22 protein-coding genes and 1 tRNA gene are annotated in these 24,691 nt (G+C 36.9%); 14 read left to right on the top strand and 9 right to left on the bottom strand.

The window, feature by feature from the left end; all coding sequences use genetic code 11:
* Nucleotides 1-498 precede the first annotated feature (498 nt).
* Nucleotides 499-3,006, top strand: a complete 2,508-nt coding sequence (locus tag ORNRH_RS00120; protein WP_014789885.1) for a M1 family aminopeptidase — start codon at nucleotides 499-501, stop codon at nucleotides 3,004-3,006.
* A 76-nt stretch (nucleotides 3,007-3,082) separates the two neighbouring features.
* Here the strand turns inward: ORNRH_RS00120 and ORNRH_RS00115 are convergent, their stop codons facing one another.
* A complete protein-coding gene (locus tag ORNRH_RS00115; protein WP_014789884.1) occupies nucleotides 3,083-4,018 on the bottom strand; it encodes a Dyp-type peroxidase in 936 nt (311 codons plus the stop codon).
* Between the two features lie 212 nt (nucleotides 4,019-4,230).
* On the opposite strand from ORNRH_RS00115, the gene ORNRH_RS00110 reads away from it, so the two are divergent.
* The 9 genes from ORNRH_RS00110 (at nucleotide 4,231) to ORNRH_RS11455 (ending at nucleotide 13,300) form a co-directional block, all read left to right on the top strand.
* On the top strand, nucleotides 4,231-5,100 hold the full coding sequence (locus tag ORNRH_RS00110) for an FKBP-type peptidyl-prolyl cis-trans isomerase (RefSeq protein ID WP_014789883.1): 870 nt from the start codon (nucleotides 4,231-4,233) through the stop codon (nucleotides 5,098-5,100).
* 111 nt (nucleotides 5,101-5,211) lie between these two features.
* Nucleotides 5,212-6,333, top strand: a complete 1,122-nt coding sequence (wecB, locus tag ORNRH_RS00105; RefSeq protein WP_014789882.1) for a non-hydrolyzing UDP-N-acetylglucosamine 2-epimerase — start codon at nucleotides 5,212-5,214, stop codon at nucleotides 6,331-6,333.
* Nucleotides 6,330-7,544 carry a UDP-N-acetyl-D-mannosamine dehydrogenase gene (wecC, locus tag ORNRH_RS00100; RefSeq protein WP_014789881.1) on the top strand — a complete coding sequence of 405 codons (1,215 nt, stop codon included), beginning with the start codon at nucleotides 6,330-6,332 and terminating at the stop codon, nucleotides 7,542-7,544. The genes wecB and wecC overlap by 4 nt, the downstream gene beginning before the upstream one ends.
* Nucleotides 7,545-7,547: 3 nt before the next feature.
* Nucleotides 7,548-8,033 (top strand): YqiA/YcfP family alpha/beta fold hydrolase, encoded by a 486-nt coding sequence (locus ORNRH_RS00095; RefSeq protein WP_014789880.1) that lies wholly within the window; start codon nucleotides 7,548-7,550, stop codon nucleotides 8,031-8,033.
* A gap of 15 nt (nucleotides 8,034-8,048) precedes the next feature.
* Nucleotides 8,049-9,428: an alpha-L-fucosidase gene (locus tag ORNRH_RS00090; protein WP_014789879.1), complete on the top strand. Its 1,380-nt coding sequence runs from the start codon at nucleotides 8,049-8,051 to the stop codon at nucleotides 9,426-9,428.
* Nucleotides 9,429-9,443: 15 nt separating this feature from the next.
* Complete coding sequence (locus ORNRH_RS00085) at nucleotides 9,444-10,742, top strand: glycosyltransferase family protein (protein ID WP_014789878.1); 1,299 nt, start codon at nucleotides 9,444-9,446, stop codon at nucleotides 10,740-10,742.
* Nucleotides 10,739-11,083, top strand: a complete 345-nt coding sequence (locus tag ORNRH_RS00080; RefSeq protein WP_014789877.1) for a hypothetical protein — start codon at nucleotides 10,739-10,741, stop codon at nucleotides 11,081-11,083. Before ORNRH_RS00085 ends, ORNRH_RS00080 begins: the two co-directional genes overlap by 4 nt.
* A 1-nt stretch (nucleotide 11,084) precedes the next feature.
* Nucleotides 11,085-12,266, top strand: coding sequence for an aspartate aminotransferase family protein (locus tag ORNRH_RS00075; RefSeq protein ID WP_014789876.1), 1,182 nt, complete (start codon nucleotides 11,085-11,087; stop codon nucleotides 12,264-12,266).
* A gap of 224 nt (nucleotides 12,267-12,490) precedes the next feature.
* Nucleotides 12,491-13,300, top strand: coding sequence for a hypothetical protein (locus ORNRH_RS11455; protein ID WP_014789875.1), 810 nt, complete (start codon nucleotides 12,491-12,493; stop codon nucleotides 13,298-13,300).
* A 211-nt stretch (nucleotides 13,301-13,511) separates the two neighbouring features.
* Here the strand turns inward: ORNRH_RS11455 and ORNRH_RS00065 are convergent.
* Nucleotides 13,512-13,585: transfer RNA gene (locus ORNRH_RS00065), tRNA-Met, on the bottom strand.
* Between the two features lie 227 nt (nucleotides 13,586-13,812).
* Here ORNRH_RS00065 and ORNRH_RS00060 point away from each other — a divergent pair.
* The 3 genes from ORNRH_RS00060 to rimO all read left to right on the top strand — a co-directional run bounded on the left by ORNRH_RS00060 (nucleotide 13,813) and on the right by rimO (nucleotide 18,253).
* A complete protein-coding gene (locus ORNRH_RS00060) occupies nucleotides 13,813-16,158 on the top strand; it encodes an efflux RND transporter permease subunit (RefSeq protein WP_014789874.1) in 2,346 nt (781 codons plus the stop codon).
* Nucleotides 16,159-16,655: 497 nt separating this feature from the next.
* Nucleotides 16,656-16,916, top strand: a complete 261-nt coding sequence (locus tag ORNRH_RS12585) for a GIY-YIG nuclease family protein (protein WP_014789873.1) — start codon at nucleotides 16,656-16,658, stop codon at nucleotides 16,914-16,916.
* Nucleotides 16,917-16,948: 32 nt separating this feature from the next.
* The gene (rimO, locus tag ORNRH_RS00045; RefSeq protein WP_014789872.1) at nucleotides 16,949-18,253 is read left to right on the top strand and encodes a 30S ribosomal protein S12 methylthiotransferase RimO; all 1,305 of its coding nucleotides are present in this window, start codon (nucleotides 16,949-16,951) and stop codon (nucleotides 18,251-18,253) included.
* Between the two features lie 83 nt (nucleotides 18,254-18,336).
* On the opposite strand, the gene ORNRH_RS00040 is transcribed toward rimO, so the two are convergent.
* From ORNRH_RS00040 to rlmH, 4 genes are read right to left on the bottom strand one after another with little or no spacing between them, the layout of a single operon-like run.
* Nucleotides 18,337-18,993 (bottom strand): OmpA family protein, encoded by a 657-nt coding sequence (locus ORNRH_RS00040; RefSeq protein WP_014789871.1) that lies wholly within the window; start codon nucleotides 18,991-18,993, stop codon nucleotides 18,337-18,339.
* A gap of 49 nt (nucleotides 18,994-19,042) precedes the next feature.
* On the bottom strand, nucleotides 19,043-19,615 hold the full coding sequence (gene rdgB / locus ORNRH_RS00035; protein ID WP_014789870.1) for an RdgB/HAM1 family non-canonical purine NTP pyrophosphatase: 573 nt from the start codon (nucleotides 19,613-19,615) through the stop codon (nucleotides 19,043-19,045).
* Entirely contained in the window at nucleotides 19,612-20,445 is an 834-nt protein-coding gene (locus ORNRH_RS11450) for a CPBP family intramembrane glutamic endopeptidase (RefSeq protein WP_014789869.1), read from the bottom strand. The genes rdgB and ORNRH_RS11450 overlap by 4 nt, the downstream gene beginning before the upstream one ends.
* A gap of 21 nt (nucleotides 20,446-20,466) precedes the next feature.
* Nucleotides 20,467-20,940, bottom strand: a complete 474-nt coding sequence (gene rlmH, locus ORNRH_RS00025) for a 23S rRNA (pseudouridine(1915)-N(3))-methyltransferase RlmH (protein WP_014789868.1) — start codon at nucleotides 20,938-20,940, stop codon at nucleotides 20,467-20,469.
* A 168-nt stretch (nucleotides 20,941-21,108) separates the two neighbouring features.
* Here rlmH and ORNRH_RS00020 point away from each other — a divergent pair, with 168 nt between their 5' ends.
* Nucleotides 21,109-21,936, top strand: a complete 828-nt coding sequence (locus tag ORNRH_RS00020; protein WP_014789867.1) for an OmpA/MotB family protein — start codon at nucleotides 21,109-21,111, stop codon at nucleotides 21,934-21,936.
* Nucleotides 21,937-21,943: 7 nt separating this feature from the next.
* Here ORNRH_RS00020 and ORNRH_RS00015 read toward each other — a convergent pair whose 3' ends face one another.
* Genes ORNRH_RS00015 through dnaA form a run of 3 tightly spaced genes read right to left on the bottom strand, consistent with a single transcriptional unit; the run spans nucleotide 21,944 to nucleotide 24,544 of the window.
* The gene (locus ORNRH_RS00015; protein WP_014789866.1) at nucleotides 21,944-22,684 is read right to left on the bottom strand and encodes an SAM-dependent methyltransferase; all 741 of its coding nucleotides are present in this window, start codon (nucleotides 22,682-22,684) and stop codon (nucleotides 21,944-21,946) included.
* A complete protein-coding gene (locus ORNRH_RS00010; RefSeq protein WP_014789865.1) occupies nucleotides 22,647-23,111 on the bottom strand; it encodes a low molecular weight protein-tyrosine-phosphatase in 465 nt (154 codons plus the stop codon). The genes ORNRH_RS00015 and ORNRH_RS00010 overlap by 38 nt, the downstream gene beginning before the upstream one ends.
* Nucleotides 23,111-24,544 (bottom strand): chromosomal replication initiator protein DnaA, encoded by a 1,434-nt coding sequence (gene dnaA / locus ORNRH_RS00005; protein ID WP_014789864.1) that lies wholly within the window; start codon nucleotides 24,542-24,544, stop codon nucleotides 23,111-23,113. Before dnaA ends, ORNRH_RS00010 begins: the two co-directional genes overlap by 1 nt.
* Nucleotides 24,545-24,691: the final 147 nt, after the last annotated feature.

The following is a 24,691-nucleotide window of genomic DNA, read 5'->3' as shown; positions in this document are numbered from 1 at the left end:
TAAAATCGCTGCAACCTAAAAGATTGTAGCGATTTTTTTATACCTAAAAAACAAACCGAAAAAAAAAAGAAGAGACAAAACCTATTTAAAGTTAACCTAAGCCTAATAATTAAATTTTGATTTCACATCCCCCGCAGGGGAATCCACTCGGGGGATTTAGAATCAACGAAAAAGAGAAACAAACCATAACCTATATATTTTTTTCAATGATGTGTTCTTTAACTTATACTTTTATTTTATCTGCGTAAAATGTGTTAGTGATTTTCTAAACCAAGTATATTTTTAAGAACACTAAAAGATGCACCGTATCGTGGGCGGATTTGGGCAAAATCTACGACCTAAACCTAAACAAACCTATATTAAATTCTGCCACTTTTCCGCTACACGATGCTTGTGTGCTTCTTGTTTTTCTACGACAAATTCCCTCTCCTATTTTTAATAATTTTTCACACAAAAAGTCTGCGAAAAGATTTTAAATTTCGCTATATTTGTTTTCTTATGAAAAAAGCAGTTTTCAGTTTGCTATGCATAAGCCTTGGGCTTCATGTACATGCGCAAAATACGGGAAAAGATATTTATAGACCAGAGCAGGAGCAAATCAATAATTTGATTGATACGAAATTAGATATAAAATTGAATTTCGACAATCAATCGATTGATGGCAAGGAGTGGCTTACGCTAAAACCTCACTTCTACCCTACGGATTCGCTTACGCTGGACGCCAAAAATATGTTGATTCATCAAATTTCGCTTGTAAACAATAATGGAAACACTACGCCATTGCAGTATGATTACGATTTGAATCAGCAGAAATTAAAGATTAAATTAAATAAAACTTATACACGAGATCAGACTTACAAAATCTTTATTCAGTACACAGCTTATCCAGAGGGCGTGCCTGGACGAGATAAAAAGTATTATTCTAAAGATAAAGGTTTGTATTTCATCAATCCACAAGGCAAAAACTCCTATATCCCAACACAAGCTTGGACACAGGGAGAGCCTATGGACAATTCGGGCTGGTTTCCTACAATTGATTCGCCCAACCAGAAGACCACGCAAGAAATTAGCCTTACAGTTCCCAAGAATTTCGTAACGCTATCAAACGGAACGCTTACTTCTAAAATTGATAATGCCAACGGAACTCGCACCGATAATTGGCGACAAACGCAAAAACATGCACCTTACTTATTCTTCATCGGTGTGGGAGATTTTGCCGTGGTAGAAGACCAATGGAAAGGACGCCCTGTAAATTATTATGTGGAGCCTGAATATAAATCTGTAGCCAAAGAAATTTTCGGAAAAACCCCTGAAATGCTGACTTTTTTCTCTGAGAAATTTGGCTATGAATATCCTTGGGATAAATATTCGCAAATGGTGGTGCGTGATTTTGTAACAGGTGCCATGGAAAACACCACAGCGGTGAGCCATTCGCAAACGGCTCAGCAAAAACATGGTGAACTAGTAGATAAAAATGTTTGGGAAGATGTCATTGCACACGAATTGGCGCATCACTGGTTTGGAGATTTGGTAACGAGCGAAAGCTTTGCCAATCTTACTGTAAACGAAGGATTTGCCAATTATAGCGAATACCTATGGCGCGAGCATAAATACGGAAAAGATTATGCCGATGAGCTGCGCGAAGAAGATTTAGAAGATTATTTTTCTGGGAACAATTTTCACAAAGATTTAGTTCGCTTTGATTATAAAAAAGTGGGCGACATGTTTGACCGAGTAACTTACAACAAAGGCGGATACATCCTGCACATGCTCAGAAGTTATTTAGGCGACGACGCTTTCTTTGAATCTATTAAATATTTCTTGAACCACCACGAGTATCAAAAAGCTGAAGCTCAGCAATTGCGATTGGCATTTGAACATGTTACGGGAAAAGATTTAAACTGGTTTTTCAACCAATGGTTTTTTGGACATGGGCACCCAAAAATCAATGTGGTAACTGAGTATAAACCTAACGAAGTGGTTGTTAATTTAAAACAAACACAATCTCCTTTGTTTGAGTTCCCGCTCACCATTGATGTCTACGAAAATGGCAAAAGAACTCGCCATAAAGTTTGGGTAAAAAAAGAACCGCTTAACACCTTTAAATTCAGCACACAAGGAAAAGCACAATTGGTGGTGGTAGATGGAATCAATGATATTGTGGTTGAGTTTAATGAAGAGAAACCTGTGGATTTATATGTTCAACAATATTTACTGTGCAAAGATGAATTGCCGTCGAGAATGCAAGCTATTAAAAAATTGGCATACAATCAGTTGATAAGTAAAAATGCACTTTCTACATTAATTACTGCAATGAAAGATCCGTCTGCTGGTATCAGAAAATTAGCCATAGAATCGCTTGATGTTACCGATTCTGTGGTGCAAGAGCAAGCGGAAGAAGCACTGGCTAAAATTGCTGAAAGCGATCCAAAAACGCTAGTTCGTGCCGAAGCTTTGAAGAAATTAGCTCAAATAGACAAAGACAAAAAGTATTTGAATTTATTTAAAAATGCTTTAAAATCAGAATCTTTTGCAGTGAAAGGTGCTGCAATTGATTATTTAAGTCAAAATGCACCAGAGGAATTAGACAATCTATCAGAAGATTTAGATATAAAATTAGCCGTAAACTCTCCGAGATTGTTGGAGAAATTAATTCCTCAATGGCGACAAGAAAATAAAATCAATTATTTTCCTGAGCTAAATGAAATGGCAGCTCTCTACGCACTCATGCCATACATAAAACCTGAGTATGCTAAGGCTTCTCAAATGGCTTTTGATTGGATTCTCTCTACCAACGATTTGGCATCTACCCAAGCGATTGCCAAAGTATATAGCAACTATTATAAATTTATGAAAGAGAACCAAAAAGAGGCAATTCCTTTCTTGCGTGCAATGGCAAACAATGCACTTGAGCTTAAACAAAAAACTTATCAGCAATATCCAAACGATGATTTGAAAAAGCAAATAGAAGTTTTGGAAGAAGTAATCAATGAAATTAAAGATTAAAAAATAACTTAGTGTAAAAACAAAAAGCCCGTTCAATTTGATTTGAACGGGCTTTTTAAATAAGTTAAAATAAGAATTATTCAGCAAATTCTTCCAGCATGTCCAAACTTGGTACAAAAAACAAAGTTCCCGTAACTGGCGTACTGAAATCTAAAATTCTATCATAATTTCCCTCTGGCTCGCCAATGAACATGTGCTTTAACATATGCTCTGTTGTAGAAAATGTACTTGCATAAGCCAAAAAGTAAGTCCCCACTTCTTGCGTAGAGGGATTCCCAAAAGGCATATTTTCGCGAATGATTTTTAGCTCCTCTCCGTTCTCATCTTCGATATTGGTGAGGGCAATGTGCGAGTTGTCTGGCTTTACATCATCGCTCATTTCCACATCATTTTGCTTGCTTCGCCCAATTACTTTTTCTTGTTCCTCGATGCTTAAATCGTTCCAAGCAAACATGTTGTGCAGGTATTTTTGTGCAAAAAGATAACTTCCGCCCGCATACATTGGATCCTCCTCTCCCACAACGCCAAAATGCACACGATCCTCTCCTCTTGGGTTTTCGGTTCCGTCTACAAAACCAAGAATCGAACGCCCGTCCCAGTATTTAAACCCTTCGATATTTACTGTGCAATCTGCCACAGGTTTCAACACTTTAGCAATCTCGGTTGCCATGTCATAACACAAACTTTTTTCTCTAGCTCTGATGTGAAAATGCAAATCCCCTGGCGTAGAAACTGCCGTATATTTCGCTCCCTTGATTTCTACAAAATCTTTTAACTCTTTAGGCAGAGGCTCGGGCAAATTTAGCTTTTTCCACGCTTGGTAGCCAATGCCCAAAACTATACTTGCTTGATCATTTGGAAAACGCACAGCAGCCGTATTATTTAGATTAATGACCAATGCACAAAGATCCTTAAACACAGAAACATAATCGGTGTTTTCTCTCAACATCCAGACAGAGAAAATGGTGTTATTATTCGGGTAATCCGTTACATTTTGATACTTTTTACACATACATTTTGATTTTTAGATTATACAAAAATACTAATTCGGGCTATTTTTAAGGTTGATTTTCAGTTTTTTTTCATGACTAAAAGTCTAATTTTTTATGATTTAAAATAAGAAAAAAACGTGGCTAAAATCAGTACTTTACCCTAAACAAAAACAAAAATTATCTTTCTAAATTCATTAAAGTTTTGTAAACTTGCAGGATAATTCGATTTTTTATGAAAAAAATATTTTTAGCACTATCTGTAGCAGCAGTGTTTGTTGCTTGTAAAAATAACGACAGCAAAGTAAATTCTGAAGTTAGTCAAGAAGGTTTAGATGCGTCTTATGCTTTTGGTATGACATTGGCAGAGCAATTAGAAGGCTTCAAAAACAATCCTGCAAACAAAGACTCAATCAATTACAGCGAAGTTGAAAAAGGAGTGAAAGACTACTTTAACAACGAAGAAAAAATGAGTTCTTATGCATACGGAATTAATATTGCAAAACAAATCAATGGTGTTTTAGAAAACGAAATGCTTAAAGATGGTTTAAGTCGAGATGAAATCATCAAAGGTTTTAGCGATTATTTAAATAAGAAAGAAACTAGAATCAAAAAAGATTCTGTGGAAATCGTGATGAATAGCTATGCCAACAATCAGCAGAAAAAAATGCAACTAGAGCAAGCTAAAGAAGCAAAAGAAAACAAAGAGAAAGGTAAAGAATTTATCGCGGAAAAGGCTAAAGACCCAGCTGTAAAAACTACGCAATCTGGCTTGGCTTATAAAGTATTGAACGAAGGTTCTGGCGATAATGTAAAAATTGGAGATCATGTAAAAATCAAATACACAGGAAAAACCATCGACGGAAAAGTGTTTGATAGTTCTGAGCAAAATCAACCAGAAGGTATCGACTTCCTTTTGCAAGACGGAGCCCTTATCCCTGGATGGGTAGAAGGTTTACAACTTATGAAAGTAGGTTCTAAATACGAATTCTATATCCCAGCAGAATTAGCTTATGGCGACTCAAAAGCTGGCGAAGACATCGCTCCAGGTTCTACTTTGATTTTTGATGTTGAAGTAGTGAGCAAAGACACTCCAAAAGAGTAAAAAGAAGATTTGATTTCTTGAATAAATAAACCCAAAGGCAAAGATTAAATTCTTTGCCTTTTTTGCGTTTGAACGCCTTATTTTTCGTGCAAAAAAATGTATATTCGCATTATGAAGAAAATCTTAATCGTATTTGGAACGCGCCCCGAAGCCATCAAAATGGCTCCACTCGTAAAAGGCTTTCAAAATGATATGCAAAATTTTGAAACCCGAGTGTGCGTTACAGCACAACACCGAGAAATGCTCGACCAAGTGCTGGATTTTTTCCAAATTACACCTGATTATGATTTAAATTTAATGCGACCAGGGCAAAATCTAAATCAGCTTACGGCAGAAATCTTAATTCAGCTAAAATCGGTTTTAGATGATTTTCAGCCCGATTTCGTTTTTGTGCACGGCGACACCACCACAAGCATGGCGGCAGCATTGGCAAGTTTTTATCAGCAAATCACCGTGTGCCACATTGAAGCGGGATTACGCACCTATAATTTAGCTTCGCCTTTTCCCGAGGAGATGAATCGCCAAATAACGGCTCGCATAGCACAATATCATTTTGCGCCCACGCCACGCGCCAAACAGAATTTAATCAACGAAGGGATTGCCGAAAAAAATATCATCGTTACGGGCAACACCGTCATCGATGCGTTGATGCAATCGGTAGAGAAAATTAAACAAAATCCTAGTATCGTTCATCAAGATTTAATTGATAAAATTAAAAATCAAGAAATAATTTTAATCACGGGACATCGCCGAGAGAATCACGGTACAGGCATTCAAAACATTTGTCGAGCCATTCTTGCTTTGGCTCAAAAATACCCAGAAAAGCGTTTTATTTATCCCGTACATTTAAATCCTAAAATCAAAGAACCTGTTCAGGAACTTTTGGGCAATACAGAAAATATTTTACTAGTTCCACCACTCGCCTATCAAGATTTTATTTGGCTGATGAATCAATCCAAAATCATAATTACCGATAGCGGGGGCATTCAAGAAGAAGCACCGAGTTTAGGCAAGCCCGTCTTAGTAACACGAAACACCACCGAGCGTCCAGAGGCTTTGGAACACGGAACCGTGATTCTTGTAGGTACCGATACGCAAAAAATAATTAATGAAACTTCTCGATTGCTAGACAATACCGCTTTTTATGCACAAATGAGCAATTTGCACAACCCTTATGGTGATGGCAAAGCCTGCGAAAAAATCATTAACTTTACAGAAAATTTAAACCAATGAAGGCAGATGTTGTAATTGTAGGTTTAGGCTATATTGGATTGCCCACCGCCGCTGTTTTAGCCAATAAAGGACTGAATGTGTGGGGCGTAGACATTAATGATGATGTGGTACAAACCATCAATCGTGGGGAAATTCATATTTTTGAACCTGATTTAAAAGACATGGTAGCCCAAGCGGTGAAAAGTCAAAAATTGCAAGCTAGTACAGAGATCATTCAAGCCAAAACCTATCTGGTTGTGGTGCCTACGCCATTTAAGGAAAACCACCAGCCCGATACTTCGTTTGTAGAAAAAGCGATTGAAAACATTACACCACATTTGCAGCCAGAAGATTTAGTCATCATTGAATCGACTTCGCCCATTGGCACGACTGAACGAATGCAAAATTTAGTTTTTAGCCTTCGTCCAGAATTAAAGAATCAAATCCATTTTGCGTATTGCCCAGAGCGTGTGTTGCCTGGCAACATTTTGCACGAATTGATTTACAACGATCGTGTGATTGGTGGCACAACAGAGAAAGCAACAGAAAAAGCCATGCAGTTTTACACGCAATTTGTGCAAGGCGAATTGCACGCAACCAATGCCAAAACTGCCGAAATGTGCAAACTCACCGAAAACTCCTCACGCGATGTGCAAATCGCATTTGCCAACGAGCTTTCATTGATTTGTGAAAAGGCAGACATCGATGTTTGGGAACTCATTCAACTTGCCAACAAGCACCCGCGCGTAAATATCCTAAACCCTGGGTGTGGTGTGGGCGGCCATTGCATTGCGGTGGATCCTTACTTTATTTTGTCAGACTTCCCGATGGAATCTCAATTAATCGGCAAAGCACGAGAAATCAATAATTATAAATCCTTTTGGTGTGCAGAACAAATCAAAAAAGCAAGGAAAGATTTTGAGATAAAAAACGGAAAATCTCCCGCCATTGCACTTTTAGGTTTAGCCTTTAAACCCAATATTGATGATTTGCGAGAATCTCCTGCCAAATATATTGTGCAAAAAGTTTTGCAAGATGCACAAGACGAGGATTATTACATTGTAGAACCCAACATTGCCACTCACAAGATATTTAAACTCACGCCGTATCAAGAAGCCATTGAAAAAGCAGATATTATCGCTATTTTGGTAGCACACGATGAGTTTGAAAATTTAGACTTAAAAGATAAAATCGTTCTTGATTTTTGTGGCGTTCAATCCAAAAAACATTAAAAAATGAAAACACTTTTATATTTGCATGGGCTTAATTCTTGCTTGCACGACGATCGCCGAGAAGCACTACAAAGCTACGATGTAGAGATACTTGCTCCATCTATCGACTATGAAGGAACGCCTGATTTATTAAATATTTTTGTAGAAAAATATAAATCGGTGGATCTAATTGTGGGGTCAAGTGCGGGCGGATTGCTCGGTTATTATTTATCGGGGATTTTGCAAATTCCTGCAATTTTATTTAATCCAGCCTTGCCTTTTGCCAAAAATTACATCGATTTGCCAAAACTTGCCCCGAGAGAAAAATTCTTGCAAGTCGTGATTGGAGCACAAGACAAAGTGGTGCCTCCGCTAGAGAGTTTTAAAATTTTAAATTCAGATGACTTAAAAAATGCTCCAATGGAAATTCATTGGCGCAACCAAATGGAGCACAGTTTGCCTATTGATATTTTCACCGAAGAAATAGCCTATTTTTTCAATAAAATTTAGACAAAAAGACTTTAAATGAAAACAATAAAAAAAACAATTTTTGCCGTATTTCTAGTGTGCTTTAGCTTGATTAAAGCACAAAATATCCCAATTCCAAAACCGAATCAACTTGATTTTTTAAACGCTGAATTAGGAGTGGTTTTCCATTATGATTTACATGTTTTTGATAATGAAAAATATGGACAAGGAGGAAATAGAATCACGCCTATTCCAGACTATAATATATTTAATCCTAAACATTTAGACACCGATCAGTGGATTGCTACCGCCAAAGCCATGGGGGCTAAATTTGCTATCCTTACAGCAACGCACGAAACGGGATTTGCCCTTTACCAAAGCGATGTAAACCCGTATTGTATGAAAGCTTTAAAATTTCAAGACGGGAAAGGAGATATTGTGCGAGATTTTGTAAATTCTTGTAGAAAATATGGAATAAAACCAGGAATTTATATTGGAATCCGTTGGAATTCATTTTTAGGCATTCACAATTTCAAAGCAGAAGGCGGTGGAGAATTTGCCAAAAGAAGACAAGAATGGTACAAAAAAATGTGCGAGGGCATGACTCACGAACTCACCTCTCGCTATGGCGATTTATTTACCGTTTGGTTTGATGGAGGTGCCGATGATCCAAGAGATTTAGGACCCGATGTAGAGCCAATTGTAAGCAAAAATAATCCGAATTGCCTTTTTTATCACAATGTAGACCGCGCCGATTTCCGATGGGGTGGCTCTGAATCTGGCACAGTGGGCTATCCTAATTATTCAAGTTTTCCTACGCCATTTTCTCATAACAAAAACAACGACACTCAAAAAGCCTATCAATCTCTGTTAAAACACGGAGACCCAAACGGAAAATATTTTGTTCCTGCCATGGCAGACTCTCCGCTTAGGGGCTACAATGGGCGACACGAGTGGTTTTGGGAGCCAGATGACGAAGAGGCAGTGTACCCACTCGCCCACTTGATGGATATGTATGAAAAATCGGTTGGGAGAAACTCTACACTGATTTTAGGACTCACACCTAATCCAGACGGGCTGCTTGATGCTGGCGATGTAAAGCGTTTAAGAGAGTTTGGGGAAGCCATTCAGCAAGCGTATGGGAATCCTATCGCCTCACAAAAAGGAACGGGCAAAACGCTTTCAATCCGATTGAAAAATCCTGAAAAAATCCAAAAAATCATTATTCAAGAAGATATAGCTAAAGGAGAAAGAATCAGAGAATTTATAATCGAAGCCAAAATCAAAAATCGCTGGGTGAAAATTGCCGAAGGTGAATCCGTGGGACACAAAAGAATCATCAAATTACCTAAAACTTACTTAGTTAAGGATGTAAGATTAAAGGTTACAAAATCTGTTGCCCCTCCTATTATTTCAAACTTTAGCCTCTTTCTATAATAAAAAAAACGCCCTATGCAAAAGGTACTCTTAATCACCTATTATTGGCCTCCTTCTGGCGGTGCTGGCGTGCAACGATGGCTTAAAATGAGTAAATTTTTATCCAAAGATTGTTCGCTCAGTGTACTTGTTCCACAAGGGGCTGCCTACCCGATTTTAGACGAAACTTTGCAAAAAGATGTCGCACCCAATATTGAAGTTATCACAACACCGATTTGGGAACCATACGCTTTAGCCCAAAAAATAAATCCTAAAAACAAGCAATACCAAAAAGGACAAATCGAGCCGAGCAAAAAACAATCTTTTTTATCTAAAATTTCGTTGTGGATTAGAGCTAATTTATTCGTTCCAGATGCACGCATTTTTTGGAAAAATTCTGCAGTGAAAGAATGTTTAAAAAAACTGAATTTAAACGATTTTGATGCAATCATCAGCACGGGGCCGCCGCATACTTGCCATTTAATTGCCCTTGAATTAAAACAGAAATTTCCGCATTTAAAATGGCTGGCAGATTTCCGTGATCCATGGACAGATATTGATTATTTCGGCAAACTCCCACTAACTCGTTGGGCATTGAAAAAACACAAAAAATTAGAAAAAGAAGTAATTTCTAAAGCCGATATTGTAACCACCGTTTCGCCCACTTGGGCGAGTGATTTAGCACAAATTGGGGGCAGAAATGTAGAGGTAGTTTACAATGCTTATGACGAAGCTGATTTTAAAAGTATTGATTTAATTAAATTAAATAAAAAATTAACTGTTAATTATTTAGGCTCTTTAAATCACGACAGAAGTCCGTCGGTTTTGTGGCAACTTTTAGATCAAAAATGCCAAGAAAACGAATTTTGCCAACAATTTAATTTAAACCTAATTGGCAATATTGCCAGCGAAGTAAAAGAAGAAATTTTAGCTTTAAAAAACTTGGCGCAATGCACACAATTCGTTCCCTATTTGGCACACGACGAAGCCATACAAGAAATGTGCAAAAGCCATGTCTTGCTCTTGCTTATCAACGATACCGAAAACCAAAAAGGAATCATTCCTGGGAAATTTTTTGAATATCTAGCGACGGGCAGAGAGATTTTATGTCTGGGCGATCCCGACAGCGATTTGGCGACACTCTTACACCAAACCAAAGCGGGCAAAATTTTTAAACGAAATGATGCTAAAAGTTTAAATCATTATCTTGATGATTTATACCAAAAGTTCAAAGAAAATCAATTAGATTTGCGGGATAATTATGCTAGCATTCAAGATTTTTCGCGCAGAAAATCTGCCGAAAAAATCATGAATTTACTAAACACGAAAAGATGAAAAATATATTTTTATTATTTAGCCTCTGCACCCTTTGCAGTTGCTACATTTATAGACCAAGCGACTCAAAAGAGGCTCAAACATCTATCGAAAAACAAATTGAGCCACAACATAGATACAAAATAATAAGCGATGGAGTTTCATACAAAATAAAAGCCATTGCATGGGAAGGTGATTCCTTAAAAACTGAAACAATCGGATTCAAGAAAAAGACTTTAAAATTCAATAAAAATCAAATTAGCTCGGTAGAAAATCGTGTATTTTCTCGTGGGCGTAGCGATGCACTTACCTTTACAAGTTACGCTTTGATGGGCGGAATTATTTATTTTTTAACTAGATAAAATGAGAGAAGATTTTTTTAAATACCAAGCACAAACCACTGCGTTTGCTTCTGGGTTTGAAGTTTCGCACGCCAAGGGAAATTATATTTTTGGCACTGATGGCAAGGCTTATTTAGATTTTGAAGCGGGCGTATCTGCCAACACTTTAGGACATGGCAACGAGCGAATCAATCAGGCAATTATAGACCAAGTAAACAAGCACTTGCATGTGATGGTGTATGGCGAATATGCACAAGAAAAGCCCGTGGCACTCTGCAAGCTTTTAGCGGAAACGCTACCCGATCCACTCGAAGTGACTTATCTTGTAAACTCGGGTGCCGAGGCGATTGACGCCAGCTTAAAGTTGGCTAAACGCGTAACGGGCAGACAAGAAATTATTTCGGCAAAAATGGCGTATCACGGAAACACGCACGGAGCATTGAGCGTGAGCGGAAACGAAGATTTTAAACGAGCATTCCGTCCGTTGTTACCCGATGTGCATTTTATTCAGTTTAATAACGAAGAAGACATTCAGCGCATTACAGAAAAAACAGCGGGTGTAATTTTAGAAACCATTCAAGGTGCGGCAGGCTTTATTCAGCCACACAACGGCTGGCTAAAGCGTGTGAAACAACGCTGCGAAGAGGTAGGTGCTCTTTTGATTTTAGACGAAATTCAACCAGGTTTTGGACGCACAGGCAAATGGTTTGCCTTTGAACATTATGGTGTGGTACCCGATATTTTGGTTTTAGGAAAAGGCATGGCGGGTGGCTTGCCGATTGGTGCTTTTGTGGCTTCTGCCGCACACATGAAAAAACTCCAAGCCAATCCTAAATTAGGGCATATCACAACTTTTGGCGGAAACCCCGTTGTGGCAGCAGCGGCATTGGCTACCATGCAAGAACTGCATAAAGGCTCATATATTCAAGACATTCAGGCAAAAGAAGATTTGTTTAGAAAATTACTGGTGCACCCTGCCATTAAATCATTTCCAGGCAAAGGGCTGATGCTCGCTCTTGAGCTCGAAAACGAACAAATCGTTCAAAAAGTTTCGGCTTTGGCGATGAAAAAAGGATTAATTCTGTTTTGGCTTCTGTACGAGACTCAATTCCTGCGCATTACACCACCACTCACAATTAGCATGGAGGAAATCGAAAAAGGCTGCCAAATCATTTTGGAATGTCTAAATGAAGTAACAATATAATATCAAAAAGACTTAAAATACTTATTTTTAAGTCTTTTTTTTATAAATACGCCTTAATAGATTGCATATAATTCAACTGAAAAACAAATAATTAAAATAAAAATAAAATATAGTTCTTCCCCCATAAGGTTAAAAACCCTAAATTCATAAAGAATACAATCAACTTTTTTCGTGAGATTTAAAATTTGCTATAGTTTTGCGGGCTTGTTTAAAAAAATACATATATGAAAAGTCTTAAATACACAGCAATTATTTCATTTAACTTATTTTTCTCACTATCATTTGCTCAAGTGGGAATCAATACTACCGCCCCTAAAGCTACGGTAGAAATTCAAACTTCTAAAAAAGAAAATGGCATAGAAGGAGTTTTAATTCCCCGAGTAACTACCCAAAGGGCTGAAACGATGGGCGAAGAAGTTCCAGAGTCTACTTTGGTATATATCACAGATGGTGTAACTGGAAACAACACAGCCTCTCAAATTCAAGGAAAAGGTTTTTACTACTTTGATACTTCTACCAAAAAATGGACAAAAATAGGAGCCAGCACTAGCACCAGTAACGAAGTTACCTTATATTCAGGAGATGGGACTTTACCTACCAATCGCGTTGTGAAAATGAATGGAAACAACCTATCTTTTGAAGGAAATGGAAATGTGGGGATAGGAACCTCTACTCCTACTGAAAAATTAGAGATTTCTGAAGGCAATGTGAAAATAAAAGATTTGTATTCCTCCACAGCAACAAGTGAAGAAACTATAAAGCCTGTTGCCGTAAAAGAAGATGGAACATTAACTACAGCTCCAGAAACTCCACAAACCATTTTAGGCTTATTCGAAGCAAATACCCTTTACACCTTACAAGTAAGTGCAAAAAATTTCTTTCCAATAATAACACATTTTGAGCACGAAGGTGGTATTATGGGGTATGATTTTAGTATTATAGATGGTATTTGGCATTTGGCAATATTGCCCGCAAACGGATTACGTGTAGGCGCGCAAAAAGCATATGTAGGAATTTCATTTATCAATCGATAGAATGTTGAGATAGTAAAACTTTTAAGGGCATTTTGGGAGTGCTTGGACGAAACAACAAAATAAAATCATAAGGCTTAAAATTAATATTTTAAGCCTTTTTTTTTCAATAATTTATCTCATTCACTTAGTACTCAGTTTTGTACTCATCAGTAAAAACTCATGAAAACAAAAAAAACCATTGAAAATTATGATTTTCAATGGTTTTGCTATGTAGCGAGGAGCAGAATCGAACTGCCGACCTCCGGGTTATGAATCCGACGCTCTAACCAACTGAGCTACCTCGCCGTTCAAAAGGAATGCAAATATAATAACTTATTTTTTTATATCACAAATATTTTTTCGTCTTTTTTGTCTCAAAAAATATACTTATTTGATTTTCAATTTTATTTAAATGTAATTTTATCATTTTTTAAATATCACTCCCCAATTTATTTAAATTCTCTTAAATCTAAGTTTCCCCCTATGAATTAGTGTATATTTGCCAGCATTATACATTAATAAAAACAATCCCTATGTGGAATAAAATTGCTTCGTTTATTCTTAGAAATAGAGCTTATATTCTTATTTCTCTCGTTATATACTTAGTCGCCTTAGTCTATATTTCAATGACTTATGGCGTAAAATTCTCGACCACAAGTGCTCAACTCCTGCCTTCATCAGACCCTGCAATGGTAAATTTGCGCGATTTTCAGCACACTTTTGGGAACGAGAGCAATGTGATCGTCATTGGGTATGATGACGAAAAAATGCACGAAAAACCGAATTATGACGCCTTTAAACAATTGCAACAAAAAATTGCCACACTCAATGGTGTGAAATCGGTTTTCTCGATGGAAGATGCAATAAAACTGGTACGCGATACAGTGAACGGAGGATTTAAAACCGAAAAAATTATCTCTCCCAACGAGAATTATGATCAGGAGCTTAAACAATTAGAGAATTTTCCGTTTTATAATGGAATTTTGTATAATACAAAAAACAACGCCAAAGAAATTTTGGTATATATTGATGATGAGATCATGAATTCGCCCGAACGAGCTAAGGAAACTTTGCAAATCAACGATTGGGTCGAGGAATTTGAAGAGCAAACGCAGATTCCGCTGTATTTATCGGGCATGCCCGTCATCCGAACCATGAATTCCCAAGCGGTGAAAAGCGAATCTTTTACTTTTATTGGAGCATCTCTGCTCGTGACTTGCTTGCTGTTTCTGTATTTCTATCGTTCGCTCAGAAACACGCTAATTGCCGTTGCCGTAGTGGCGTGTGCGGTAACTACATGTTTTGCTTTGATGGCATTTTTGGGTTACGATATTACAATTCTTACAGCACTCGTTCCGCCTTTGTTAATTGTGATTGGAATCCCCAACTGCATTTATCTCATCAACAAATACCAAAAGGAATATGTGGTGCACAAAAACAAAATTAAAGCACTACACCGCATGATTGTGCATGTGGGAAATGCGGCAATTCTCACCAATCTTACTACGGCGTTTGGATTCTTTACTTTCCTATTTACCGATAGCAAAACTTTGCAGGAATTTGGGATTGTATCTTCATTAAACATTGTAGGAATTTTCTTTTTATCTTTCTTGATTGTGCCTACACTTTTGAGCTACTTCCCAGAACCAAAGGAGAAAGAACTTTCGCATTTATCATTCAATTGGACTAATAAAGTTTTTCTATTTATAGAAGACATTATTGCCAATCATCGCAAAAAAGTTTACCTTACTGTTGCGGGGCTTTTGGTGCTTTCATTCATTGGAATTTCATTGATGAAAAGTAGCGGAAACATTCTAGATGATATGTCTAAAAATACCGATTTTTACAAAGAAATCAGCTTTTTTGATAAAGAATTTGGAGGTGTTTTGCCACTTGAAATCGTTGTAGATACCAAACGACCAAATGGCGTAACTTCCATAGAAAATCTACAAAAACTTGATCAATTTAGTGAATATATCGATAGCTTAAACATTTCATCTAAACCGCTTTCGATTGTGCCTTTGGTGAAAATGGCAAAGCAGGCTTATTATAATAACGATTCAGCTTTTTATCAATTGCCAACACGCCAAGAGCGTAGTTTTATTTTGGGCGAAATTAAAAAGTCTAAAGGTGGCAACGAGCATATGCTAAACAGCTATCTCGATTCCACCAAAAGCAAAGCACGCGTAACCACGCTTTTAAGCAATATGGATAGCGATGTTTTGGCGTTCAGCACACAGCACATTCAAGATAAATTAAAACAAATTTTCCCAGATGGGCGTTATAAAACTTATGTTACGGGTATGGCGTTTGTGTTTCAAGAAGGGACTAAATACTTGACTCATAATTTATTCATTTCTATTTCCATTGCGATTTTAATGATTTCGGTATTTATGGCATTTATGTTCCGTTCCCCACAAATGGTGTTTATTGCTTTGTTACCTAACATTTTACCACTACTCACCACAGCAGGGTTCATGGGCTATTTGGGTATCCCTATCAAGCCTTCCACTATTTTGGTGTTCAGTATTGCATTTGGTATTGCGGTGGACGATACGATTCACTTTTTGGCGCGTTATCGTCAAGACTTGAAAAAATACGAAAGCATTAGCCTTTCCGTTGCCGAATCCATGGAGCATGTGGGCAGTAGCATGTTCTACACTTCGGTGATTTTATTTGCAGGATTTGGCGTGTTTATGTTCAGTGGCTTTAATGGGATTGTAGCCTTGGGCGGTCTGGTCGTTTTGACCCTGCTCATGGCGATGTTTGCTAATTTGATTTTGCTCCCTTCGCTCCTACTCACTTACGAAAGATTTAGCAATAAAGAATTTTCAGACCCTAAAGTAGATTTATTCAAGGAAGACGACGACGAAGATTAATTTAGCTAAAAACGGAATTTGATATATTTTATCATTCCGAACTCGTTTCGGAATCCAAAACTTTTCACTCCAATTGTCATTCTGAATTTATTTCAGAATCTCCGTTTATTATGAATCAAGTTCAGGGTAAACACCACGTGAAAAATCGGAATTTGATATATTTTATCATTCCGAACTCGTTTCGGAATCCAAAACTTTTCGCCCTGATTGTCATTCTGAATTTATTTCAGAATCTCTGTGATTTATTAAGTAAGACCCTGAATCAAATTCAAGGTGACACAACGCAAAAAAACGGAATTTGATATATTTTATCATTCTAAACTCCGATTCGGAATCCAAAGCTTTTCGCCCTGATTGTCATTCTGAATTTATTTCAGAATCTCTGTGATTTATTAAGTAAGACCCTGAATCAAATTCAAGGTGACATCACGCAAAAATCGGAATTTGATATATTTTGACATTCCAAACTAAATTCAAAATCTAAATTTAATTTTAAAATGAAAAATTACTATCTTTATATTGTCTCCAATAAACTAAGGACTACTTTCTATATTGGTGTAACTAATGATTTAAATAGACGTATAGATGAGCATTCTCAAGGAAAAAGATCATTATTTACTCAGAAATATAGATTAAACGATTTAGTATATTATGAAATTTTTAGTGATATAAATTTGGCAATTGCAAGATTTGATATATTTTTAAATGATTTATATCGGTTTAAGATTCTTAAAACTTTCAATTCAAAAATAAATTAATAACTTTGCCCGCTTTTTAATACCAAAAAATTATGCGTACAAAATCCACAGGAAGAAAGAAAATAAACATCGTAACGCTCGGATGCTCAAAGAATATTTATGATTCTGAGGTTTTAATGGGACAACTTAAAGCCAACGGAAAAGAGGTAGTGCACGAGCAAGCGGGTGATATTGTGGTGATTAACACTTGTGGTTTTATCGAAAATGCGAAAGAAGAATCCATCAATACTATTTTGAATTTCGTGGATTTAAAACAACGCGGATTGGTAGAAAAAGTTTTTGTAACAGGCTGTCTCTCTGAACGCTATAAGCCCGATCTAGAAAAAGAAATCCCAGATGTAAACCAATATTTTGGAACAAGAGATTTACCTTTATTATTAAAGGCATTGGGGGCAGACTACAAGCATGAACTCGTGGGCGAACGATTAACGACTACGCCACGCCATTATGCTTATTTAAAAATTGCGGAGGGTTGCGACAGACCTTGTGCTTTTTGTGCCATTCCATTAATGCGTGGAGCACATAAATCTACGCCAATTGAAGATTTGGTGACCGAAGCCAAAAAATTGGCTAAAAACGGAACCAAAGAATTAATTTTAATCGCTCAGGACTTAACTTATTATGGGCTTGACATTTATAACAAAAGAGCCCTTGCCGATTTGCTCAAAGAATTGGTAAAAGTAGAAGGAATTGAGTGGATTCGTTTGCATTATGCATTCCCGACGGGCTTTCCAGAAGATGTGCTAGATGTGATTAAAAATGAACCAAAGGTTTGTAACTATATCGATATTCCATTGCAGCATATTTCTACACCTATTTTAAAAGCGATGCGCCGTGGTACAACGGAAGAAAAAACCAACAGATTGCTTGATAAATTCCGTGAAAAAGTGCCAAATATGGCAATTAGAACTACCTTAATCTGTGGGTTCCCTGGCGAAACGGAAGAAGATTTTGAATTAATGAAAGAATGGGTAAAAACGCAACGATTTGACCGATTGGGCTGTTTCACCTATTCGCATGAAGAAAACACGCACGCTTTCAACATGGAAGATGATGTACCTCAAGAAGTAAAAGAGCAACGCGTTGCGGAAATCATGGAAATTCAATCTCAAATTTCATGGGAACTGAACCAAGAAAAAATTGGAAAGATTTTTAAAGTTTTAATCGACCGAAAAGAAGGTAACTATTTTGTGGGACGCACAGAATTTGATTCGCCCGATGTGGATAATGAAGTTTTAATCCCAGCGGAGGAGACTTATTTGCCAATTGGTGAATTTGTAAATGCTAAAATTACCGACGCCACTGAGTTTGATTTATATGCCGAGGTGGTAGACTAAAACCTCTTTTTAAGATAAGTAAAAATAAAAAGTGCAGAAAATCAAATTTCTGCACTTTTTTAGTTTAACCTAAAATGTCTAGATTATTTTTGAACAACTCTCAAATCTACTCGTCTGTTTTGGGCTTTGCACACATCTGTATCATTTGCAGGGCATACAGGATGTTCTGGACCATACCCTTCTGCAGACAATCTATCTGCAGCGATACCATCACCAATCACAGCGTTCATTACAGCTTCTGCTCTTTCAGCAGAAATTTTTTGGTTAGCCTCAGCAGAACCAGTATTGTCTGTATATCCTCCGAATTTAACTTTGGCATTAGGATATGCTTTCAAAATAGCTGCAATATTGTCTATTTGTCTTTTAGAGCTATCTTTTAAGCTAGCACTTCCTTTAGCAAAAGTTACCCCATCTAGAGTAATCCAGCCTTGGGTTTTATCATCACTTACCTTGAAGGTGTCATCTGAAAGCATTTTGTATAATTTACTTTCTGTTGAATTTGATCCAACATTAATCACTGTACCATCTGGCAAATTGATGTCTAGAAATGTTCCTACATCATAGATATAGTTTCCATCATCATCTATCAAGGCAGCTACTTGGATAGTGTCTACTTGAGAATTTACAGAATCTTGAGGAGTTACATCTTCTGCTGGCAACACATCTTTGTTTCCACTAGGTTCTTTTTTACAGCTAATTAGCGATACAAGAACGAATGAAGCTAAAATAATTTTTTTCATATTTTTATTGATTTTAGAATTTGTTACAAATTTAATCAAAAAAATATTCTTATAAGAAATTTAACAGATATTTTTTTAATTCACTGATAGCCAAAGCTCTATGCGATATTTTATTTTTCTCGGATAAAGGCATTTGGGCAAAATTTAAATCATAGCCCTCTGGTTTAAAAATCGGGTCGTAACCAAAGCCATTCTCGCCCTCAATTTGATGTAAAACTTCTCCGTTCACAATTCCTTCAAATATCTTTTTTTCGCCATTGATATATAAACAAATCACGCAGACAAAAGCGGCTTTACGATTGGTCTCACCCTCCATATTAAGCAAAACTTTGTCTATATTATCTCTACCATTGCCCGTTCCTGCATAGCGTGCAGAATAAATGCCAGGAGCTCCGCCTAGAGCCTCGATAGTGATTCCAGAATCGTCTGAAAATACATTCAGCCCTGTTGCTTTGTAGATAGCTTCTGCTTTAATGGTTGCATTCTCTTCAAATGTTTTACCCGTTTCTTCGATTTCGTCATGAAATCCAATATCTGTGAGCGATACTATTTCAAAGTCTGGTAGCATTTTTTGCACTTCCTCTACTTTGTGCTGATTGTGTGTGGCAAATACTAGTTTCATATGTTTTGTAATTGGTCTTTTTGTGTTTGTTTATAAAATAAATACATTGTAGCTACTACGCCTAAAATTGCTGCAAAAATTAATAAATAATTTGGTTCAAAAATATTGTCGTCCAAGTCTTTGCCCATGATCGATGTTAGAATAAAACTAATGGTATTATTAAAGAAATGAAGAAATATACATATCCATAAATCTCTCGTTCTCCAGTAAATAAAACCTAAGATAAATCCTAAAAATCCAGCTGCCAAGAATTGCCAAGGATTGCCGTGTGCCAAGCCAAATAACAGAGAAACAAAAATGATGGAAAAATATGGATTTTTCCCACTATTTAATAATCCTCTCAGGATCAAACCTCTAAAGATTAATTCTTCTAGCAATGGGGCTAAAATGGATACAGAAATAAATGCGGGAATTGGATCTTTTAAAATCCCTTCAAAAGTGCTTTCCATTTGCTCGTACCACCTTGCCAAATATTCTGGAGAATCCGTAGGTACCAGTCCTGCTAAAAATTCAGAAATAGGCAAAGTCGGGATATAGATTAAGACTGCTAAGACAAAATACTTTAAGTGTTTAGACTTGGCAAAAAAGCTTAGCAACTGATTTAAATTTAAACCCAAAATTATGGCTGTAAAAATTGCTGCCGAGCCAAAGCCTACGCCAAATCCTACGCCAAATCCTAAAGCCATCATATAACTATCGGACAAATGCAGAAAAAGCTGCAACGCAATAAACGGCAATGTGGCAACATTAGCAATAAGCACTACAAAAAGGAAAACACCAAATGCTCCCCAATAGCTTAGTTTGTAGTTATTTAAATTCTCTATTTTCATATATTTTTAAAATTGTTTAGATTAATCATGATGATAGCTTTTTCCTTCCAAAATGGTATAAGCTCTGTAAACTTGTTCGGTAAAGAAAAGTCTTACCATTTGGTGCGTAAATGTCATTTTAGAAAGTGAAATACTAGCATTTCCTCTTTGGTACATGCTGGTAGAAAAACCATAAGGCCCGCCCACTACAAATACCAGATGTCCCACAGCCGCCATAACTTGTGTCTGAATCCACTCGGCAAACTTTTTAGAGCTGTATTCCTTGCCCCTTTCATCTAAAAGCACCACACAATCCGTCGGGTTGATTTTGCTTAAAAACAACTTTTCCTCCTCCAGTTTTTGCTGCTCCTCGTTTAGATTTTTTCTATTCTTGATATCGGGTAGCTCAATACGGGTATAATTAAAATGCCTAGGCAATCGCTTTTCATACTTCTCGATTAGCGATACAATCTCTCTGTCATCGGTCTTGCCCATGCATAGAAGCGTAATTCTCATGTTTTTCTTTCTATGTTTTTAAATTTTCCTTTCACAAATATAGCATTTAACACTAAAGATATCATAAAAAACAGTCAAAAATATCGGTTTTTAAGCTGAAAATAAAAAATAATCGTATCTTTATAGGAGTTTATTTTTGAAATTAAATTATTTAAAATTCGAATTCATATGAAAAAAACGATGGTATTGGCAGGGCTGGCTGCCTTAATGATGACCAGCTGCGTGAGCAAGAAAAAGTATGATGATTTGCAATCTGAGTTTGAGAAAGTATATGCTGCTCAGCAATCTGCTCAAAATCAATTGGTGAGATGTAATAGCGACAACGATGCTTTACGTGCTCAGTTACAAAGCAAAGACAGCAACTTGGCTACTTTGCAAAACGCTCTAGAACAATGTATGAGCACTCAAAAATCTGGTAATGTAAACATTACAAGATTAATCGAGCAAATCGACAACTCAAACAAATACATCAGAAAATTAATCGACTCTAAGAGCAAAAGCGATTCACTTAACATGGTACTTACCAATAACTTAACTCGTTCATTGTCTCGTGAAGAATTAAGAGATATCGATGTTCAAGTTCAAAAAGGTGTGGTATTTATCTCACTTTCAGACAACATGTTATATAACTCTGGTAGCTACGAGGTAAACGCTCAAGCATACGATGTTTTATCTAAAATTGCTAAAATCATCAAAGATTATCCAGACTATGATGTGCTAGTAGAAGGAAACACCGATAATGTGCCAATTTCTAAAACAAACATCAGAAACAACTGGGATTTGAGTGCGTTGCGTGCAGCTTCTGTAGTTAAAGTATTACAAGATAAATTTGGTGTAGACCCTAAGCGTATGACAGCGGGTGGTCGTGGAGAATACAACACTGTGGCTTCAAACGGTACTGCTGAAGGTAGATCTAAAAACAGAAGAACTGAAATCATCATTCTTCCTAACTTAGACCAATTCATGGAATTAATCGGTCAAGCACCAGCTAAATAATCTTAGATTAAGCTTGAATAATGAAAATAGCAGGTCTTTTATGAAGATCTGCTTTTTTTTGTTTCCATTCTTTCACACTGCCAGAAAAAATCATTTCGGTAGGCAAAGTAATATCGCACGCCACACATAATTGTGTATTTGGATTTAATGTAGAGATTAGATCCTCAAGCATTTTATTGTTTCTATAAGGCGTTTCTATGAAGATTTCTGCACTTTTTTTGCGCATACTCTCCTGCTCTACTTGCTTAATCGCAGAGCGGCGTTCTCTCTTATCGATAGGCAAATATCCGTGAAAAGTAAAAGTTTGCCCATTAAAGCCAGAGGAAGCTAATGCCAAAAAGATAGAAGATGGCCCCACCAACGGAACAACTCTGAAGCCCGCACGATGTGCTGCTTGCACAAGCAATGCTCCAGGATCGGCAATTCCAGGCATACCAGCCTCAGACAAAATGCCCATAGAGAATCCTTCCTGCATTGGTTTTAGCAAAGAAGGAATCTCTTGGGCTGATGTGTTTTTATTTAAAATTTCAATTTTTAAATCAGCTTGTTTTTTTTCGGGTGCCACGCTCTTGATGAATCTTCGTGCAGACTTTTCATTTTCTACACAAAAATACCAAAGCTCCTCTATAATGTGCAAATTATAAGGTGGTATAGCTTGCGCTTGCGTATCCTCGCCCAGTAGCGTAGGAATTAAATAAAGGCAAGGCTGATTATTTGTGTTCTTGGTCGTATTTTTCGATAATGACATCAGTTGCTTTATCTAGTAGCTCAAATACAAGCTCAAAATCCTCTTGCGTTCCATAATATGGGTCTGGCACACTTTTATTGGCACCTGGCTCAATTAGGTTTAAAATCAATTCAATCTTGTATTGATCTTTGTTGTTTCTAGCCAGATCCATCAATTTGTTATAATTGTCGGTATCCATGGCATAGATTTCATCAAAATTATCAAAATCGCTTTCCTGAAACTGTCTACAGAAAATACCTTCTGTGGAAACATTATGTTTCTGTGCGATAGATTTAGCGCGAGTATCTGGACGCTCTCCTATGTGGAAATCACCCGTACCAGCGGAATCAACTTTGATATCTCTGTCCCCGATTTTTGATCTTAAAATGGCTTCGGCAAGAGGGGAACGGCAAATGTTGCCAAGGCACACCATAAGTACTGTTTTCATTATTCTGCTCCTATTTTTCGTTTGATATCTTCTACATAAGATTTAAATCTTTTATCTGTATCTATTAGATTTTTTGCGGTTTTGCATGAGTGGAGAACAGTCGCGTGATCCCTATTTCCGATTTGTTCCCCTATACTTGCAAGCGACTCATTGGTATATGTCCTTGCAAAATACATGGCTAGATGTCGAATCTCTGCAATGTTGCTCTTTCTTGATTTTCCTTGAATGGTTTCAATCGGAACTTTGAAATAATCACACACCACTTTTTGAATATAATCAATCGTGATTTCTTTTCGCTGATTTTTCACCAAATTAGAAAGCACACGCTCTGCCAATTCTAGCGTAATTTCTTTCTTAATTAAAAGCGATTGTGCGATTAGCGAGTTCAGCGCACCTTCTAGCTCACGAATGTTTGTTTTAATATTTTCAGCAATAAAATCGGTTACTTCCTCAGAAAGTTCAATTCCGTTTTGCTCTAATTTGCTGTGTAAAATTTTCTTTCTCAGCTCAAAGTCTGGAGTTTGCAAATCAGCAGAAAGCCCCCATTTAAACCTAGAAATCAATCGCTGGTCTACATCTTGAATCGCCACAGGCGGCTTGTCTGAGGTTAAAATCAATTGATTTCCACGACGGTGCAAATCATCAAAAATTTGGAAGAAAACATCTTGTGTTCCTTTTTTACCTGATAAGAATTGAACATCATCTATGATTAAAACATCTATCATTTGGTAAAAGTTCACAAAATCGCTGTAATTATTGCTCACAGTCGCTGTTCTAAACTGGTTAGAAAACTTTTCCATAGAAACATATAAAACCGTTTTTTCTGGATGATTTTCTTTTATTTCTAAACCAATGGCATGCCCCAAGTGCGTTTTACCAAGTCCCACACCTCCATGTATAAATAAGGGATTGAACGAAGTAAGCCCTGGATTTTTTGCCACCGCTTTCCCTGCACTATAAGCCAAGTTATTAGGCTCTCCATGAATGAAGTTATTAAAATTCAAATTATCATTCAATTGAGAGTTGATCTTAATTTTACGAATCCCTGGAATAGCAAACGGGTTTGTGATTTCTTCACTCTTAATAGGTGCATTTACCTCTTGAGGTTTAACTTTTGTTTTGTTGCTACTCGGCATACTCATCGTAACAGGAGACCCCAAAGTATTTTTACTCTGAGCCACCATCGCGCTGTAGTTTAGTTTAGCCTTAGGACCAAGCTCCTTAACAAGCGCAGTTCTCACCAAGCTCAGATAATGCTCCTCGATCCACTCATAATAGAATGCCGAAGGAACCTGAATGGTCAAAACATGGCTCTCCGAATCTAGCTTGATAGCCTCAATAGGCTTAAACCAAGTTTCGTATTCAGAAGAGTTGATGTTGTCCTTAATAAATTCTAAACATTTACTCCATACAGAAGCGGCTGTTACTGACATGAATTTTTTTTATATTTGTTAAACCTCTCGATAAAAACTCTTGCCAAAATGGGGTGAGTTTTCATGGGACAAAAATGTGAAAAAATTTCCATTAAAAAAAAGAGTTTTGCTATTGATTTTTTATTTATTTTTTCGTATATGAATTAA

Origin of the sequence: Ornithobacterium rhinotracheale DSM 15997, from assembly GCF_000265465.1 — a bacterium.
GTDB classification, from domain to species: Bacteria; Bacteroidota; Bacteroidia; order Flavobacteriales; family Weeksellaceae; genus Ornithobacterium; species Ornithobacterium rhinotracheale.
Note: the sequence above shows the minus strand (reverse complement) of the source record. Positions and strands in the feature narration are given on the sequence as shown.

What these genes read in the sequence shown, in the direction of transcription:
- rlmH (WP_014789868.1), bottom strand. Translation starts at nt 20,940, where the DNA reads ATGAGAATTACGCTTCTATGCATGGGCAAGACCGATGACAGAGAGATT.
- ORNRH_RS00115 (WP_014789884.1), bottom strand. Translation starts at nt 4,018, where the DNA reads ATGTGTAAAAAGTATCAAAATGTAACGGATTACCCGAATAATAACACC.
- wecB (WP_014789882.1), top strand. Translation starts at nt 5,212, where the DNA reads ATGAAGAAAATCTTAATCGTATTTGGAACGCGCCCCGAAGCCATCAAA.
- ORNRH_RS11455 (WP_014789875.1), top strand. Translation starts at nt 12,491, where the DNA reads ATGAAAAGTCTTAAATACACAGCAATTATTTCATTTAACTTATTTTTC.
- wecC (WP_014789881.1), top strand. Translation starts at nt 6,330, where the DNA reads ATGAAGGCAGATGTTGTAATTGTAGGTTTAGGCTATATTGGATTGCCC.
- ORNRH_RS12585 (WP_014789873.1), top strand. Translation starts at nt 16,656, where the DNA reads ATGAAAAATTACTATCTTTATATTGTCTCCAATAAACTAAGGACTACT.
- ORNRH_RS00060 (WP_014789874.1), top strand. Translation starts at nt 13,813, where the DNA reads ATGTGGAATAAAATTGCTTCGTTTATTCTTAGAAATAGAGCTTATATT.
- ORNRH_RS00015 (WP_014789866.1), bottom strand. Translation starts at nt 22,684, where the DNA reads ATGTCATTATCGAAAAATACGACCAAGAACACAAATAATCAGCCTTGC.
- ORNRH_RS00020 (WP_014789867.1), top strand. Translation starts at nt 21,109, where the DNA reads ATGAAAAAAACGATGGTATTGGCAGGGCTGGCTGCCTTAATGATGACC.
- ORNRH_RS00040 (WP_014789871.1), bottom strand. Translation starts at nt 18,993, where the DNA reads ATGAAAAAAATTATTTTAGCTTCATTCGTTCTTGTATCGCTAATTAGC.
- ORNRH_RS00085 (WP_014789878.1), top strand. Translation starts at nt 9,444, where the DNA reads ATGCAAAAGGTACTCTTAATCACCTATTATTGGCCTCCTTCTGGCGGT.
- ORNRH_RS00090 (WP_014789879.1), top strand. Translation starts at nt 8,049, where the DNA reads ATGAAAACAATAAAAAAAACAATTTTTGCCGTATTTCTAGTGTGCTTT.
- ORNRH_RS00120 (WP_014789885.1), top strand. Translation starts at nt 499, where the DNA reads ATGAAAAAAGCAGTTTTCAGTTTGCTATGCATAAGCCTTGGGCTTCAT.
- ORNRH_RS11450 (WP_014789869.1), bottom strand. Translation starts at nt 20,445, where the DNA reads ATGAAAATAGAGAATTTAAATAACTACAAACTAAGCTATTGGGGAGCA.
- rdgB (WP_014789870.1), bottom strand. Translation starts at nt 19,615, where the DNA reads ATGAAACTAGTATTTGCCACACACAATCAGCACAAAGTAGAGGAAGTG.
- ORNRH_RS00010 (WP_014789865.1), bottom strand. Translation starts at nt 23,111, where the DNA reads ATGAAAACAGTACTTATGGTGTGCCTTGGCAACATTTGCCGTTCCCCT.
- dnaA (WP_014789864.1), bottom strand. Translation starts at nt 24,544, where the DNA reads ATGTCAGTAACAGCCGCTTCTGTATGGAGTAAATGTTTAGAATTTATT.
- ORNRH_RS00095 (WP_014789880.1), top strand. Translation starts at nt 7,548, where the DNA reads ATGAAAACACTTTTATATTTGCATGGGCTTAATTCTTGCTTGCACGAC.
- ORNRH_RS00110 (WP_014789883.1), top strand. Translation starts at nt 4,231, where the DNA reads ATGAAAAAAATATTTTTAGCACTATCTGTAGCAGCAGTGTTTGTTGCT.
- ORNRH_RS00075 (WP_014789876.1), top strand. Translation starts at nt 11,085, where the DNA reads ATGAGAGAAGATTTTTTTAAATACCAAGCACAAACCACTGCGTTTGCT.
- rimO (WP_014789872.1), top strand. Translation starts at nt 16,949, where the DNA reads ATGCGTACAAAATCCACAGGAAGAAAGAAAATAAACATCGTAACGCTC.
- ORNRH_RS00080 (WP_014789877.1), top strand. Translation starts at nt 10,739, where the DNA reads ATGAAAAATATATTTTTATTATTTAGCCTCTGCACCCTTTGCAGTTGC.